Annotated in this window: 18 protein-coding genes and 1 pseudogene; 13 read left to right on the top strand and 6 right to left on the bottom strand. The window is 46.3% G+C overall.

The window, feature by feature from the left end:
• Positions 1 to 107: 107 nt before the first annotated feature.
• Positions 108 to 728, bottom strand: coding sequence for a TetR/AcrR family transcriptional regulator (locus I2C21_RS16855; RefSeq protein WP_286167344.1), 621 nt, complete (start codon positions 726 to 728; stop codon positions 108 to 110).
• A gap of 116 nt (positions 729 to 844) precedes the next feature.
• Between I2C21_RS16855 and I2C21_RS16860 the strand changes: the two genes are divergently transcribed.
• The gene (locus I2C21_RS16860) at positions 845 to 1,771 is read left to right on the top strand and encodes a DMT family transporter (RefSeq protein ID WP_195279835.1); all 927 of its coding nucleotides are present in this window, start codon (positions 845 to 847) and stop codon (positions 1,769 to 1,771) included.
• Between the two features lie 50 nt (positions 1,772 to 1,821).
• Here I2C21_RS16860 and I2C21_RS16865 read toward each other — a convergent pair whose 3' ends face one another.
• From I2C21_RS16865 to I2C21_RS16880, 4 genes are all read right to left on the bottom strand, one after another.
• On the bottom strand, positions 1,822 to 2,100 hold the full coding sequence (locus I2C21_RS16865; RefSeq protein ID WP_195279836.1) for a DUF6809 family protein: 279 nt from the start codon (positions 2,098 to 2,100) through the stop codon (positions 1,822 to 1,824).
• A 13-nt stretch (positions 2,101 to 2,113) separates the two neighbouring features.
• On the bottom strand, positions 2,114 to 2,464 hold the full coding sequence (locus I2C21_RS16870; protein ID WP_195279837.1) for a TnpV protein: 351 nt from the start codon (positions 2,462 to 2,464) through the stop codon (positions 2,114 to 2,116).
• A gap of 103 nt (positions 2,465 to 2,567) precedes the next feature.
• Positions 2,568 to 2,717 carry a hypothetical protein gene (locus I2C21_RS16875; RefSeq protein WP_195279838.1) on the bottom strand — a complete coding sequence of 50 codons (150 nt, stop codon included), beginning with the start codon at positions 2,715 to 2,717 and terminating at the stop codon, positions 2,568 to 2,570.
• A 3-nt stretch (positions 2,718 to 2,720) separates the two neighbouring features.
• Positions 2,721 to 2,975 (bottom strand): hypothetical protein, encoded by a 255-nt coding sequence (locus I2C21_RS16880; RefSeq protein WP_195279839.1) that lies wholly within the window; start codon positions 2,973 to 2,975, stop codon positions 2,721 to 2,723.
• Between the two features lie 287 nt (positions 2,976 to 3,262).
• Here I2C21_RS16880 and I2C21_RS17875 point away from each other — a divergent pair.
• The 10 genes and pseudogenes from I2C21_RS17875 to I2C21_RS16930 all read left to right on the top strand — a co-directional run.
• Positions 3,263 to 3,373 (top strand): annotated as a pseudogene (locus tag I2C21_RS17875) (helix-turn-helix domain-containing protein); the annotation flags it as partial.
• A 242-nt stretch (positions 3,374 to 3,615) separates the two neighbouring features.
• A complete protein-coding gene (locus I2C21_RS16890) occupies positions 3,616 to 4,281 on the top strand; it encodes a response regulator transcription factor (protein ID WP_195279841.1) in 666 nt (221 codons plus the stop codon).
• Complete coding sequence (locus tag I2C21_RS16895; protein WP_195279842.1) at positions 4,278 to 5,393, top strand: sensor histidine kinase; 1,116 nt, start codon at positions 4,278 to 4,280, stop codon at positions 5,391 to 5,393. The genes I2C21_RS16890 and I2C21_RS16895 overlap by 4 nt, the downstream gene beginning before the upstream one ends.
• Before the next feature lie 118 nt (positions 5,394 to 5,511).
• On the top strand, positions 5,512 to 6,876 hold the full coding sequence (locus I2C21_RS16900; protein ID WP_195279843.1) for an ABC transporter permease: 1,365 nt from the start codon (positions 5,512 to 5,514) through the stop codon (positions 6,874 to 6,876).
• Positions 6,877 to 6,888: 12 nt separating this feature from the next.
• Complete coding sequence (locus I2C21_RS16905) at positions 6,889 to 7,068, top strand: hypothetical protein (RefSeq protein WP_195279844.1); 180 nt, start codon at positions 6,889 to 6,891, stop codon at positions 7,066 to 7,068.
• 11 nt (positions 7,069 to 7,079) lie between these two features.
• Complete coding sequence (locus tag I2C21_RS16910) at positions 7,080 to 7,727, top strand: ATP-binding cassette domain-containing protein (protein ID WP_195279845.1); 648 nt, start codon at positions 7,080 to 7,082, stop codon at positions 7,725 to 7,727.
• A 512-nt stretch (positions 7,728 to 8,239) separates the two neighbouring features.
• Positions 8,240 to 8,674, top strand: coding sequence for a sigma-70 family RNA polymerase sigma factor (locus I2C21_RS16915; RefSeq protein ID WP_195279846.1), 435 nt, complete (start codon positions 8,240 to 8,242; stop codon positions 8,672 to 8,674).
• Positions 8,671 to 8,907 carry a helix-turn-helix domain-containing protein gene (locus I2C21_RS16920; RefSeq protein WP_195279847.1) on the top strand — a complete coding sequence of 79 codons (237 nt, stop codon included), beginning with the start codon at positions 8,671 to 8,673 and terminating at the stop codon, positions 8,905 to 8,907. Before I2C21_RS16915 ends, I2C21_RS16920 begins: the two co-directional genes overlap by 4 nt.
• 541 nt (positions 8,908 to 9,448) lie before the next feature.
• Positions 9,449 to 10,816, top strand: coding sequence for an antiviral reverse transcriptase Drt2 (gene drt2 / locus I2C21_RS16925; protein ID WP_195279848.1), 1,368 nt, complete (start codon positions 9,449 to 9,451; stop codon positions 10,814 to 10,816).
• 113 nt (positions 10,817 to 10,929) lie between these two features.
• A complete protein-coding gene (locus tag I2C21_RS16930) occupies positions 10,930 to 12,039 on the top strand; it encodes a hypothetical protein (RefSeq protein ID WP_195279849.1) in 1,110 nt (369 codons plus the stop codon).
• 32 nt (positions 12,040 to 12,071) lie between these two features.
• Here I2C21_RS16930 and I2C21_RS16935 read toward each other — a convergent pair whose 3' ends face one another.
• Positions 12,072 to 12,611, bottom strand: coding sequence for a hypothetical protein (locus I2C21_RS16935; RefSeq protein ID WP_195279850.1), 540 nt, complete (start codon positions 12,609 to 12,611; stop codon positions 12,072 to 12,074).
• A gap of 176 nt (positions 12,612 to 12,787) precedes the next feature.
• Here I2C21_RS16935 and I2C21_RS16940 point away from each other — a divergent pair, with 176 nt between their 5' ends.
• Positions 12,788 to 13,078 carry a hypothetical protein gene (locus I2C21_RS16940; RefSeq protein ID WP_195279851.1) on the top strand — a complete coding sequence of 97 codons (291 nt, stop codon included), beginning with the start codon at positions 12,788 to 12,790 and terminating at the stop codon, positions 13,076 to 13,078.
• A gap of 578 nt (positions 13,079 to 13,656) precedes the next feature.
• Complete coding sequence (locus I2C21_RS16945; RefSeq protein WP_353654837.1) at positions 13,657 to 13,785, top strand: leucine-rich repeat protein; 129 nt, start codon at positions 13,657 to 13,659, stop codon at positions 13,783 to 13,785.
• The last annotated feature ends 60 nt before the right edge of the window (positions 13,786 to 13,845 follow it).

Raw genomic sequence — 13,845 nt, forward strand, 5'->3', positions numbered from 1 at the left:
CTTCGGATGATCTGACAGAATAACCATATACACAGAAAGCCCACGCCTCCGGTTATCTTGCCGGCTGCGTGGGCTTTCTGGGCTATCATATAATATTTGCATCGGCTTTATAGATGAGGAGAATTCAAGATTGGTTCAATTACAGCGCGGAAGTATCCATCTAATTCTTCTGGAGTCTGTTTCTGCTTATTTTGAATCCACCAGAGAACCATTTCAACAAAACTTCCTGAAATATGATTGACCAGAAAATCCGAGGGTATATCATGCAGCTGACTTTGGTTCTGATCAACGATTTCTATTTGGATCAGCTCTTTGAGGCTGTTTTTGAAATAACGCAGAAAGATGTCGCTATTTTCACAGGAAAGCAGCCCCAAAATGTTGCTGTCGTTCTCTTGAAGGTGATATAAGAGATGGCAGAAAATTGATTGTGACGTTTCTTTTTCCGAATATAAACCGTGTAAATGGCTCTTTTCTTTGGCGCTACTGACAATATGTCCAAATAATTCTTCACAAACATATTTCAGGAGTTCATCCTTCGTCTGGAAATGAGCATAAAATGTGCTTCTTCCAATATTCGCAAGATCAAGGATTTCCTGAACAGTAATGTGGCTAAAACTTTTCTTTTCAAGTAAGTTGCGAAAGGCGTTAAAAATTGCTGCTTTAGTTTTTTGTTGGCGTCTATCCATGGTGTTTCCCCCGTACAAATCCAGCAAAAAGTTCGATAACATACATTTCTGCCGTTCTATTTATTGTTTCCATAAAGTTAGTTATGCTATAATCGAACATATTGTATGATAACATATAAATTATATGTTTTTGCACAGCTTATGTCAAGGAGGCAACTATGGAACAAAATACGAAGAAAGGTATTGCATTTGCAGTCCTTGCGGCGGCGTTGTATGCGATAAATGCTCCGTTTTCAAAATTATTGCTTGAATTTGTACCACCCACTTTGATGGCCGGATTCCTTTACATTGGTGCGGGTGTGGGAATGATGGTCATTGCTTTTATCAAAAAAGTGCGAAAGTCGGAAGCAAAAGAACAGCCATTAACAAAATCCGAATTACCATACACCATAGCCATGATACTTTTGGACATTGCTGCTCCAATCTTTCTATTATTGGGGTTGAACGCTACAACTGCGGCCAATGTTTCCCTGCTTAATAATTTTGAAATTGTGGCAACAGCTATAATTGCTTTGATGGTATTCAAAGAACACATCAGCGCAAGACTGTGGCTCGGAATATTATTTGTCACGTTATCCTGTGGGATATTATCCTTTGAGGATGTGTCCAGTCTGCGCTTCTCTTATGGTTCATTATTTGTGCTTCTTGCCGCTGTCTGTTGGGGATTTGAAAATAACTGTACTCGGAAAATCTCTTCCCGGGACCCTTTGCAAATCGTCTTGCTGAAAGGTATTTTTTCAGGTATTGGATCTGTTATTATCGGTTTATCGATTGGAGAGCGAACCACATTTTGGGGGAGCATTATGTTGGTCATGCTTCTTGGGTTCGTCGCCTATGGACTGAGCATTTATTTCTACGTTTATGCACAGCGTTTATTGGGTGCCGCACGAACAAGTGCATATTATGCGGTTGCACCATTTATAGCAGCAATATTATCGCTTATAGTATTCAGAGAGTTTCCAGACATCACCTATTTCACGGCGCTCGGTCTGATGATCGTTGGCGCTTGGCTATCTTCACAAGATAAGCCGCTCAGAATAAGGAAGCATCGAAAAAGCCATATTCAAAACGATAGCACCGACTAAGAAAACCACCTGAGCCACTTCACTGTTTGAGGCTCAGGTGGTTTTTGCTATTATTTCTGTTTATCTTTCAGCTGATTATAGGCTTCCTGTTGGGTAATCAGCCCCGCCGAAAATCCATACTTGAAATGACTCTCGCTTTCCTCACATTGAGCGATAGCGTTTTGTGCGCGGAGTTCCTCCACCAGCGCATAGTCCTCTTTGCTGAGCCGCTGGGATAACTGCTCCATTAACGCCGCACAGGTTTGGACTGCCTTGCGGTATTCCGGGGACGTGGGCACTACCGTTTCACAGGGATAAAACTCTCCGTTATACATGGCTTCCAAAATCATTGCGTTCCCTCCCTCAACAGTAGACCAGCTCAGCCAGGACAATTTCCTCGGCCCTGTTGTGGATGGAGTTCATGGAGCGCACCCATGCCATCTGGTCGGCAGCTTTCAGGGCTTCTGTGACGCCCTCTTGCTGCATCATGAATTTTTCGATAATTTCCAGCCGCTCCCGGCAGGCGATGTCGATTTCCTCCAAGTGGAGAAACAACTTTTCAGTGACAATGAGATCGGTATACAGAATGGGCCGGTGTTCTTTTAAGTAGGCACGGCGCAACCGGCCATATTTCCCGATATGGTACTCTTTTGTGTCCGATAACACAAGGTCGGGAACGAGATAGTCGCCGCATTTGCTGTAAGTCAGTTCCATACAAGGCTCCTTTCATGGGAATGTGATTGACAGTTACGGTAGGTTTGAGGGCATCCCTCCTTTATCATAACTGTCTTTTCATTCGCCACAAATGAGCCGCCAGTCATGATGTAATGTTTTTTGGTGTAATCCACCCTCTATACATTACATCATGATTGGCAATGCTGTTGCTCTCGCCGTCCAGCGCATCCTCTTGGGACAGGCGGGCGTATAAAGCGGTGATGTTGTCGGGATAGTTTGTGTTTGCTGTCATGGTTCATTCCTCCTGTAATGAACGCCCGACAAACAGGTTGCTTTCCTTATTATACCGTGCTTTGTGGTCTTTGTCAGCATCTGTGATGGTTTCTGAGCGGATGAGCCGCACCATTTTGTCATAGAGCGCTTCCGTTCCGCCGCAGGAAGTTTCGATTTCAAAGACCGTCCCGCCGATCTTGTAGCAGATAGTTTCTTGCAGCGGATTTCCTCTTTTCGGAAGATAATCGTTCTCTTGTGCTTTTGGCTTCTGTTCCATTCCGTTCCCGTCCTTTCCGGGGAAGCCACAACAGAGCAAGCATAGGAAGTGTGGCTACACTTCCGCGAAATCTCCGTTTCCGGCCTGCTGCCGGAGCGGAGATTCTTGCCTGTTGGGAACTTCCCAAACCCTTGTTTTTTGCTTCGCCAATAATACGTTTACAAGGACGGAAATTGCCCGCAAAATTCTTTTTACCTAATAAAATTTTGCTATATTAGGACTGTTTAAACTTTATAATTTGTATTACGGAATTGACGAGCATCCTACTATGATGGCTAAATAAGCTCTGTACCCGGATGCTCTATAATCTGGACGGTTCGCCCCATGTACGGGTGGATAAGTACATGAAACGTCAGTTTCAAAGCAGACCGATCTGGGCTATTCTGAGCAGCCCATGAGAAAACGCCGGACGCGGCCTGCTGGCCCTGCGCCCAGCGCTTTCTTATGGGAATTTTCCTACGCAATAAGAAGTCGGTTCTGGTGGGGATTTGATAATCTATCCCGCCTACCCACCGACTATGCGGAAAAAGCCTTGAAATGGCGGGCCTTTCATCCGCCTAAATGCGTAAACAGAAACCAAAATATTTCATACTGTTTCCACATTGCTTTGGTATAATAGAGTATGCAAGGAGGTGTCAAAATGGCCGATTTATTGATTGTGGAGGACGATACCGCCACCAATGAGGCAATCTGTGAATATATGAAATCCGCAGGACATACCACCCTGTCTGCCTTTGATGGAGAACAGGGCTTGCAAATTGCGAGGGAAAAATCTGTTGATTTAGTGATTTTGGATATTATGTTGCCGAAACGAACCGGCTTAGAGGTATTAAAAGAACTACGCCAAAAAAGCAGTGTACCTGTCCTAATGCTTACCGCCCTTGACGACGAGCCTACCCAGGCGGCCAGCTTTGATGAAGAAGTAGACGATTACATCACCAAGCCCTTTTCCATGCTCCTGTTGGGGAAACGGGTGGCTGCCCTGTTGCGACGGTGCGGGAAAAGCCCGGAGCTGAATCAAATCCAGATTGGTGATATTACGGTGGATTTTGGCGGCTACATCGCTTCGGGCCAAAATGGGCCGATAGATCTTACACCAAAAGAGATCGACTTGTTGAAATTACTGGTGGAGCATAAAGGATTGGTGCTTACGCGGTCACAGATATTGGACGAGCTGTGGGGATATGATTACCCCATCATAGACCGCACCATTGACACATATATCAAGAATTTGCGGAAGAAGCTGGGCCTTGACCGGATTGTTACTGTAAAAGGTGTTGGCTACAAGTATGAGGAACAACTATGAGAAACTTAAAACTCTTTTCTAAAATTTTCTTATACACCTTTCTGGTTATGCTGTCTGTAACCGTGATGGCCCATGTCTTCCTCTATGTGCTTGCGCCTCAAATGACGGTAAGCACAAACCATTTCGTAGAGGGGACCATTATAGAAAGTGATGTGAATACTGGTATCTTGATAAAATCCGCCATCGGAAAAGCTCTGCCGGTGTCCTTATTCTTTTGTGCCATCATTTCCGCCGGGTGTTCTTTATTGTTTTCCAGGGCAATGACGAAGCCAATCAAACAGATCGCTGAAACAACAGAAAAGATGGAAAAGCTGGATAAGACAGCGCAATGTATCGTGAACACAAATGACGAGATTGGGGAACTGGCCGCCCGCGTGAATATGCTGTATGCCAGCCTGCTTTCGACCATTGAAAATCTGGAAGAAGAAAAGCGGAAAGTTCGTGAAGCTGAACAGTCAAAAATTGATTTCCTGCGGGCCGCTTCCCATGAGTTGAAAACGCCGGTGACGGCCCTTAACGCGATTTTGGAAAACATGATCTTAGGCGTTGGGAAATATAAAGACCGGGATAGCTGTCTGTTGGAGTGCAAGGAAATCACCGGGCAGCTCTCCTTTATGATAAAAGAAATTCTGGATACCTCCCGGCTGGATTTTACGCAGGAGGAAAAGGACGCGGAAAACTTTGACCTGTCGGAAAGCTTACCGGCACTTTGCGAACCATATCAATTGATTGCAACGGCTAAAAAGATTGGCTTTTCTTTAAGCATACAGGAAAAGTGCCTTGTCTACACGTCAAAGAAAAGCCTTGAAAAAATCCTGTCTAACCTGCTCTCCAATGCGGTTTCCTACACAAAGCCGGGACACAAAATCTCTGTTGTACTGACCGCCCAGCAGATAAAAATAGAAAACGAGTGTACGCCTATTCCGCCGGAAAAGCTGGCCCATGTATTTGAGCCGTTCTATCGCCCGGACTTTGCTAGAAACAGAAAAGACGGTGGGAATGGGCTGGGGCTGTATATTGTAGATAGACTGTCAAAGGCACTTAGGCTGTCCTATCAATTTGAGGCAACAGAAAATCCGCCAGGAATGTGTTTTACCCTTTTCCTATCTTGAAAATCCTCTCCCTTGTGGGGAGGTTTTTCATTTTATGCTCTGTTTCATACTGGTTCCATATTGGGGTGCTATCCTATCAGTGTTGCAACACTTATCCTAATGAAATGGAGGCCATTCTATGAACTTTATGAATCGAGCGTGGCTGTACATCGTCCGCAAAAGAGGCAAAAGTATTCTTCTTTTTGTCATTTTGCTGGTGATGGCAACCTTTGTACTGACCGCTCTATCGCTGGGAAACGCTTCTAAATCTGCTCAGCAGGATTTGAGGCAGAGCCTCGGCGGGAGTTTTCTCATTGGATTTGACTACACGGAAAACAACCCCTATTTGAAGGTGGAAAGCGTGGATGGCGGAACGCTGATGTATTCCACCCAGCAGATCAGCCCGGAGCTGGTAGGGCAAATCCGGGAAATTGAGGGAATCAAGGAGTGCAGCGCCACCGTGGAGGGGCTGGCGGCGTTCCCCTCTTTGAAACTGTTTACTGGCAATATCCCCATTGAAGAAGAATTTCGTGAATCCTCAAAAATTTTAAGTACATGGAAAAGCGAAGAGCTCACCCGGTTTACTTCCGGGCAGCTTACGCTGACAGAGGGCCGACACATCCTGCCGGACGATGAAAATAAAGGGCTTATCAGCAAAGACCTGGCAGAAAAAAACGGTCTGAAAATTGGTGATAAAATCCAAACGGACAGAGGTGTGGAGATTGAAATTGTAGGTTTATTTTCCCCAAAGGAAATAGAGGGTATCAACGATCAGGTGACAACCTACGATAAAATACAAAATCTCATTATCACCGATCTCGCCACTTTGGTGGCCTATGAAAATGGCCCCGCAATTCAGGGATTTAACGAGCTGACGGTATCGGTAGACGATCCGCAGAACATGGAGAAAATCATTTCTACAGTAAAGGAAATCGCCGGCGTTGACTGGAAAGGTTTTTCATTTCTGATCGACAATGAGGATTATGAAAATGCCGCGTTCTCTCTGGAACAATTATCCGAACTGGTATCCACCGTTTTAATTGTTGCGTTGATTGTAAGTATCGTCATCCTCTCACTCATTCTTACCATGTGGGCCAGAACCCGAATCCATGAAACCGGTGTGCTGCTTTCTGTTGGGATAAGCAAGCTGTCGATTTTAGGACAATATATTGCTGAGGTTTTGCTGATCGCAGTGCTGGCATTTTCTCTTTCCTATTTCTCCGCTAGCGCCATTGCGGGACAGATGGGAAACGTATTGCAATCCAGGCAGGCTGTGTCCGAGGTGCAGCAGGAAGATGGGCTGTCCGCTGGAACCCGTGGGGAAGCCGGAACCAATATCGGGGAACAGGAAATAGAAACTCCCGAATTACAGGTTCGCGTACAGCTTGAGGAAATGGGACTTTTGTTCCTGATTGGAATTGTGATTGTAACGGTATCTGCCGGGATTTCCTCGATTTCCGTCATGCGGCTGAAACCGCGAGAGATTTTATCAAAAATGAGTTGAGGCGGTAACGATATGAAAAAAGTATGGAAAATGTTTTCTGCCCTCCTTCTTGTTGGACTGTTATTTACAGGGTGTACCCCAAAAGAGGACAAGGCACAGGAGCAATCCGGTGCGCCCATCATAGATTACGAGGTGCCGGATAAAGTAAATGACTATGGTTTTGATTATGAATTTGTACCCGAAAGTGAATAGGAGGTGCCTCTATGGGAATTTTGGAACTGCGTAGCCTGACATATTCTTATGACAAAAAGAAGATGGTATTGAAAGGGATTGATGCCCAGATGGAGGCCGGAAAGATGTATGCCATTCTCGGCCCGTCCGGGTGCGGCAAAACAACCCTCCTTTCCCTGCTAGGCGGTCTGGACAGCCCAACAAGCGGAAATATCTTATTTGAGGGGAAAGATGTTGCACAGGCCGGATTAGCAGCCCACAGGAAAAAGAATGTTTCCTTTATCTTCCAGAGTTACAACCTGATTGATTATATGACCCCGCAAGAGAATGTCCGATTGATCTCCAAAAAACAGGCACTCCCGTTTCTGGAGCGGCTGGGACTGACAAAGGAAGAAATAAAACGGAACGTACTGAAACTCTCTGGTGGACAGCAACAACGTGTAGCCATTGCAAGGGCGCTGGCAAGTGAGGCCCCGGTGATTTTGGCGGACGAGCCTACCGGCAATCTGGACGAGGACACGGCTGGGGATATTACGGAAATCCTGAAAGAAAGCGCACATCAGATGAAAAAGTGTGTGGTAGTTGTCACCCACTCAAACGAGCTGGCAAAACAAGCGGACGTGGTGTTTCGGCTAAAAAAGGGTGAGTTGAGCATAGAGCAAAGCGGGAAATCTTCATAATATTTAAGCAAATGGAAGATTTGTCTTTCCTGAAATGTGTCTGAATTGAAAGAAGCAATGTTATCTGCCGGACGACGGCAAAAGAAAAAAGCCGTCGTTCAGCAGCCCATACCCATGCCCTTATGAAATTACGGCGGCTTTGAATAAATCAAGGCCGCCGTTCTTTTTGCCCCCACGTAGAATGACGACGCCCTGACTCTGGCGAAATCGACGGCTTATGGAGGGAACCGCCATGAAGCAAGGAGCGTTTCGACAAAATAAAACGAGGTTTGCACCGTCAAAAAAAGCCTGTCCCCGTCGTCGGGGACAGGCGACCATGAGTATGTACTATACCATATAAATCAACTTCATAGCACTTCTATTTTCGCCCGGTTGGTCTATGGCCTGCCGGGCGAATTTTGTCGGTTCCTGCGGTTCTTCGGTGCGGGCTGGAGCCGCCGCATTGTTACAGATGAAAGGAGTGGTGAAAACAGCTTTATCTTCTCATTCTCCCGCAGATCGGGGGTGAGAAGATGAAAGAATATACCCCTGATTATGTGAAATGTTGTCAGTTCGACCATTACTGCAAGCTGGTTCTATACCATGAAGCGATTGACTACCTGCGGGAAATGCAGAGATACCGCAAGTACCAAATATCCTTAGAGGATATTTCCCTGGCTCAATGGGACAAGTTCTCCACACGGGACGAGTACCCCAGCGACAGCTTTGTGTTCTCGGCCTTTGGATATGCCCTACATATCCGGGATGAGCTGGTGGCCGGAGCTTTTGTCAGCCTGCCGGAGCAAGAGCAGCAAATTTTAATTCTGCATTATGTCGCAACTATGGCAGACACCAACATTGGCCGTCTTATGGGAATGTCCCGCAGCGCTGTTCAACGGCACCGTACCAAAGCCCTGAATGAATTGCGGAAACGATTGGAGGACGACGGAGGGAGGAAAGCGAAATGAAGCAGCCAACTTTCTATGGGCGGGAACTGTTGCCCTTGTCTGTGATCGAGGCGGCCCACGCCGGTGATTCGCTGGCCGTGGAAAGTGTATTGCGACATTATGATGGCTACATGAATAAGCTGTGTACCCGGACACTCTACGATCTGGACGGTTTGCCTCATGTGCGGGTGGATGAATACATGAAATACCGCTTGCAGGCAAAGCTCACGGAAGTCATCGTAAACAAGAAATAGCAAAGACAAAGGAAGCCGTCAAGGGTCGAGATGAACGCTCTGTTCCCTTGACGGCTTCCTCCGCATTTACTGTATAGTAACCAAGCGGGCGCAAGCTAATTTTTGCTTGCGCCCGCTGCTATTATGACGTTTGTGCCTACGCATTTAGAGGGTAGAAAGGCCCGATACTACTGGCGTTTCTGGCGTGGTTGGGTTGCTGGAAGTACCGTACCATTCTTACTCCTGTAAATGCAGTTTGAAATGCGTAGAATAGTTTGACTTTGTGCGTATTTAGGTATAAAATAATATTACCTTACACGTTTGGCTGTAAGGGCGGAGCATTTCTGTCAAGTCTGGCCGAATTGATGTTTCTATGAGTAACGTTACACATAGAACCACCAATTCTAGGTTGGGTTCGTTGAACATGATACTCCTTTCCAGTATGATTATACTACGGAACGCTATCAGATGCACCCAGGACAATAATGTTCATGTACCTGCCTGCTAACTTAGGGATGTTGTCCCCCATGTTAGCAGGCATGATGCATTTTAGGGGGAAATCATGAAAACTCAAAAAGAATATAATCAATGTCAACAATCCATATCTTGCCATAATTGTAGTTCAAAACAGATATGTCAAGCATGGGTTGACTTTGTTAAACACCACAATGATACTAAGCCTTATGCACATTTTGACCTGCGCGTGTCGTTATCCATGCCTTCTATTAGAAAATATGTAATGGATCGAGCTAAAGTAGTTACGCACAGTTTTTATCCTTTTATCCACTTTGAGAAGAAAAACTCTCGTTATGGAAAGAAAGGACCTAAAAAGCCACGAGAGCTATACTACTGCTCACATTTAGATAGGTGTGTATATCAGCGATATGCATTTTTATTGAACTACCAGTATAATATTTGGGCTTGTGAAAATAACATAGATGACGTTGCAATTGCATATCGAGATAACTTAGGGAAAAACAATATTGATTTTGCCAAGGATGCTTTTGATGCAATACGCAGCTTTCCTCAGTGCTTCATTTTAGTAGGTGATTTTACTAATTTTTTCGACAACTTGGAACATCAATATCTCAAGAAAATGATGTGCGAAGTGCTTGGTGTTGAGCGTTTGCCTCAAGATTACTTTTCTGTTTTCAAAAACATCACCCGTTTTTCAAGCTGGGACTGGAAAGACATTGTAAAGGCAGCTGGCGAAAACATTGCAGAAAGAGGTGTTCGCAAAAAAATCAATAGTAAAGAGACAGTGCTGACTAAAGAACAATTTCAGAAAAACAAAAAAGATATAAAAAAGAATATTTCTGGGGTGGGCGTTCCGCAAGGTTCCCCAATTAGCGCTGTACTATCCAACATTTACATGATAAAGTTTGATAAAGACATTAAGCGTTATGTAACCAGCAAAGGCGGGATTTATATGCGCTATTCAGACGATTTTATCATTGTCTTGCCATACGAGAGAGATGCCGAAATCGCGGATTTTACAAGCTACATTTTTTCCTATGTAGAATCAATGAAAGGACTTATTGATTTACAAAAGGAAAAGACTTCTTGCTATACTTATAAGGACGAAGTAATCTACGAGGGTGATCAGCCATCTAGCATAAATTACTTAGGATTTCTATTTGATGGCAAAAACATTAGAATAAGGCCACGTGCAATAACAAAATATTATTACAGGATGCGTCGAAAAGCTCATACCATTGGACTCAGTAATTGGACATCATCTAAAGGCAGGCGTATATCAGCAAAAGAACTATATAGTATTTATTCTCGTAATGATGAAAAACAAACGTTTATTGACTATGCAAGAAAGGCAAAAGGAATATTGAAACTTAATGATCAAGAAGCAAATGCCTTAATAAAGCATCATAAACGAAAAATCGCTATGGCTATAAAAGAAGGCCAGAAAAAATAAGAAGAACGCTCATGATTCCACGATTGAGAATCATGAGCGTTCTTTTAGCAACACCTGTTTGTCAGCCGTTAAGTTTAATTCATTTTTGATACTTCCTTATTGGCATTCACCAAATGGAAAAAACCTTTCTCAACCCCACTACAAATAAACAGTGGCGGATCGAAATTGACGGACATACCATCCGAACTTGCTTGAATGGCGGGAGGGTCAAGGAGACCCTGTGCGACTCCGCTTACCAGGTCAAGAGCAAGGCGGCCAGCGCCATGATGAGCCAGATGCGGAAAGGATTTGTCTATCAGAATCCGGATGCCGCTGTTGGGCAGGCGCGGTGCCACCGGTTTGTCGGCAAGGACAGCAACGGCTTCATGCCCTTAGCTGCCACCTTCACACGGGACGACTTCTTTCTGACGAGGGTGGTCGGAGATTTTGAGGACGAGACCCTCTATCACTTCGATGGCAGCGGGGAGATCCTTGAAACGGTCTCTCTGGGTGCCAAGCGGATGACCTACGAGCAGGTTCTCTGCCCCAATGATACTCTGTTGCTGAACAACAGCTATCTTTTGGAGCAGTTCTCTCTCCGCACCCATGAAATCACACCCTTTGCCAACAAGAAAAACAGCATGAAAACCATGCTGGATGCCAGCGGCGACCTGGCCCTGTGGTACACAGGCGAGGAGATCGTCGTCTTTGACTTTGGCAGCAACACAGAGGTGTGGCGGGAAACGGTAAAATGCAAGAAGTCTAAGAATCCGAATTTTGCCTATTACTGCTTCGGGATGCTCTCTCCCCGGCAGAGCAAAGCGGCCTACCGCGTCACCGAGGGTGAGTATGTGCTGGTCGATCTGAAATCCGCCCAAAAAGTAGTGATCCCCAATGAGGGCTGGCATCCCTTCTTCTCCCCGGATGACCAGTGCTTCTCGGTGGGCGGCAAGTTCTATATGACCCAGACCGGAGAGGAAACGACCACTCCCCTCCCCTTCCCTGTCCGGCATGGGCTGAGTTTTTCAGACACATGTATTGTGCGGACAAGGGGCAGCCTGATGGCCGTTCAGCAGGATCGTGGCAGCTCCCCCATAGAGCTGTGGGATACCAGTAGCGGCCAGCTGCTAGCCACCATTGATGACCCCTTTGTGGTGCGGCAGGTGAATTTTGCCTTTACCAAGAGCGGACTTGTCCTGCACACCGATTACGGGGCCATGAGCCTCTATTCCTGCGACCTCTGAAACGGAGAAGTGACCTTATGGATAGTGAAGTATTAACAGTAAAACTCCTGGACTTGGTCGAGGGGCGGGAAACTCCCGAAACTTGGCGGAGCTGGTAGAACGAGCATGAGTCCGAACTGGAAACCTTGCTCAATCGAGGTGAATTCCTGAAACTGAAACCCTGCCGGCATGACTTCCCGTGGGTCCCGGTGCTTACCAGCCAAAAGGGAGCCATTGCCATTCTGGAAAAGAGCGGCACAGCATTTGAGGCCAGCAATCTCTACCCGGAGCGGTATCTGGCCGAGCTGGAGGCTTTCTGCAAAGAGCAGGAGCGAGTACAGCGGGAAAAGCAAAAGGAATTCAAGCCCAACAGCCCGGAGTTGTTTGGCGAATACCCCAAGTTCTCCAAGGCGTTGGCAAAGGTACTGGATCCCTCTGATGAGATCCAACCCGCCGCCACGGAGGAGCAGATTGGGAATCAAGAAAGCGTGCTGGACTTCACACTCCTGTCCCAGGTGCGAGAGTTCTTCCTGCTGACCGCTGGCCTCCACAGGCGTGATCCTTTCCCTTTCCGGGATATTTACTCTGACCATCCATGGAGAGCGGTATTGTGTACTGGGCGAGTTCTGGAAAGAAGCGGACGGCGACCAGCTCCTGCTCCGCCCCGGAGAGGAAACCATTTGATACTACACCCATGAGCAGGAGAAAGTAAAGTGCCTCTGCAATGATATGACAGACCTGCTGGAGAAAAAATTGGCGAGGTATCTCAATGAACACTGAAAACATCGCCCATGAAAAACGCTATCGGGACTGGTGGGCGCAGGATCATGCCATGTTTGCGCCGGAGAACCGATTTCCTCAGCAAGACGAGCAGTTTCCGCTGACGGATGGATATTCCATCTGCTCCAAAGCCTACATCTATAACGGCGATCCGTATCTCTCGGCAGTGAAAGTGAATTGCTGGACAATGATGGAAAGATACGGTATGCTCGGCGTAATCTGGATACAGATGATGAATTCTGCTTCCTGTTTCGCCACCGCAGCGGAAAGCACTATCTAATCTTCCGCACAGAACTGTATACGTACAACGTCCTGGAGGTAGAGCGCGGATAGAAGATGCACTATGTCCTTGCCTGTGTCCGCCCAAAGGAGGGGTAGAAAGCCACGGAAGTGTTCACCTGGACCGGCGTGGACTACGCCCCCAGTGCTGGTCTACTGGCTGTCACCGGCTATATTGGGGTCTGTCCCTACTCCACTATTGTGTTGGACTTTTTCTGCCCACTCCAGCCCCAGCCCCCTGGAGCGTTGGCTTGATCTGCGGTACATCGTTGACCCGGACGATACCCAGTTTGACGATATCGGGTTCGCTTGCTGGGAGAGCGACGCTCCACTTCTCCGGGGCTGTGATACAGAGGATGGCTGTTGGAAATAAGTTCGAGTATCAGTGGAGCAGTTGCAGATAGAACTATCACTGCAGCATTAAGGGAGGTGACAACTGTTATTCCTGAAGGGAAACTGGTAAAGTATTAAGGATAACGGCCATGGAACTGATGTGGTAATCCCTGACGGAGTAGCAACCATAGGTGAGAAGGCATTTGAAGACTGGTCAGTGTTACAATCCCCCAAAGCGTAACATCTATCGGAAATTGTGCGTTTGAATTCTGTATCAATTTGCCACACATCGTGATACCAGAAAGTATCGTATCCATAGGAGATTCGACATTCTATTGCTGCAAAAGGTTGTCTAGCATGTTTTCGGTAAAATGAAAATGTAGCAAATGGTACTCAAAAAGTGAGCACCCCAATGGCAAATAAAAAGAGCCATTG

The organism is Clostridium sp. J1101437_171009_A5 (genome assembly GCF_015547905.1).
GTDB lineage: Bacteria > Bacillota > Clostridia > Oscillospirales > Oscillospiraceae > Pseudoflavonifractor_A > Pseudoflavonifractor_A gallinarum.

Bases quoted from the DNA above. Each gene is read 5' to 3' on its own strand.
- I2C21_RS16855 (WP_286167344.1), bottom strand. From the start codon at position 728: ATGTTATCGAACTTTTTGCTGGATTTGTACGGGGGAAACACCATGGAT.
- I2C21_RS16860 (WP_195279835.1), top strand. From the start codon at position 845: ATGGAACAAAATACGAAGAAAGGTATTGCATTTGCAGTCCTTGCGGCG.
- I2C21_RS16865 (WP_195279836.1), bottom strand. From the start codon at position 2,100: ATGATTTTGGAAGCCATGTATAACGGAGAGTTTTATCCCTGTGAAACG.
- I2C21_RS16870 (WP_195279837.1), bottom strand. From the start codon at position 2,464: ATGGAACTGACTTACAGCAAATGCGGCGACTATCTCGTTCCCGACCTT.
- I2C21_RS16875 (WP_195279838.1), bottom strand. From the start codon at position 2,717: ATGACAGCAAACACAAACTATCCCGACAACATCACCGCTTTATACGCC.
- I2C21_RS16880 (WP_195279839.1), bottom strand. From the start codon at position 2,975: ATGGAACAGAAGCCAAAAGCACAAGAGAACGATTATCTTCCGAAAAGA.
- I2C21_RS16890 (WP_195279841.1), top strand. From the start codon at position 3,616: ATGGCCGATTTATTGATTGTGGAGGACGATACCGCCACCAATGAGGCA.
- I2C21_RS16895 (WP_195279842.1), top strand. From the start codon at position 4,278: ATGAGAAACTTAAAACTCTTTTCTAAAATTTTCTTATACACCTTTCTG.
- I2C21_RS16900 (WP_195279843.1), top strand. From the start codon at position 5,512: ATGAACTTTATGAATCGAGCGTGGCTGTACATCGTCCGCAAAAGAGGC.
- I2C21_RS16905 (WP_195279844.1), top strand. From the start codon at position 6,889: ATGAAAAAAGTATGGAAAATGTTTTCTGCCCTCCTTCTTGTTGGACTG.
- I2C21_RS16910 (WP_195279845.1), top strand. From the start codon at position 7,080: ATGGGAATTTTGGAACTGCGTAGCCTGACATATTCTTATGACAAAAAG.
- I2C21_RS16915 (WP_195279846.1), top strand. From the start codon at position 8,240: ATGAAAGAATATACCCCTGATTATGTGAAATGTTGTCAGTTCGACCAT.
- I2C21_RS16920 (WP_195279847.1), top strand. From the start codon at position 8,671: ATGAAGCAGCCAACTTTCTATGGGCGGGAACTGTTGCCCTTGTCTGTG.
- drt2 (WP_195279848.1), top strand. From the start codon at position 9,449: ATGAAAACTCAAAAAGAATATAATCAATGTCAACAATCCATATCTTGC.
- I2C21_RS16930 (WP_195279849.1), top strand. From the start codon at position 10,930: ATGGAAAAAACCTTTCTCAACCCCACTACAAATAAACAGTGGCGGATC.
- I2C21_RS16935 (WP_195279850.1), bottom strand. From the start codon at position 12,611: ATGGTCAGAGTAAATATCCCGGAAAGGGAAAGGATCACGCCTGTGGAG.
- I2C21_RS16940 (WP_195279851.1), top strand. From the start codon at position 12,788: ATGAACACTGAAAACATCGCCCATGAAAAACGCTATCGGGACTGGTGG.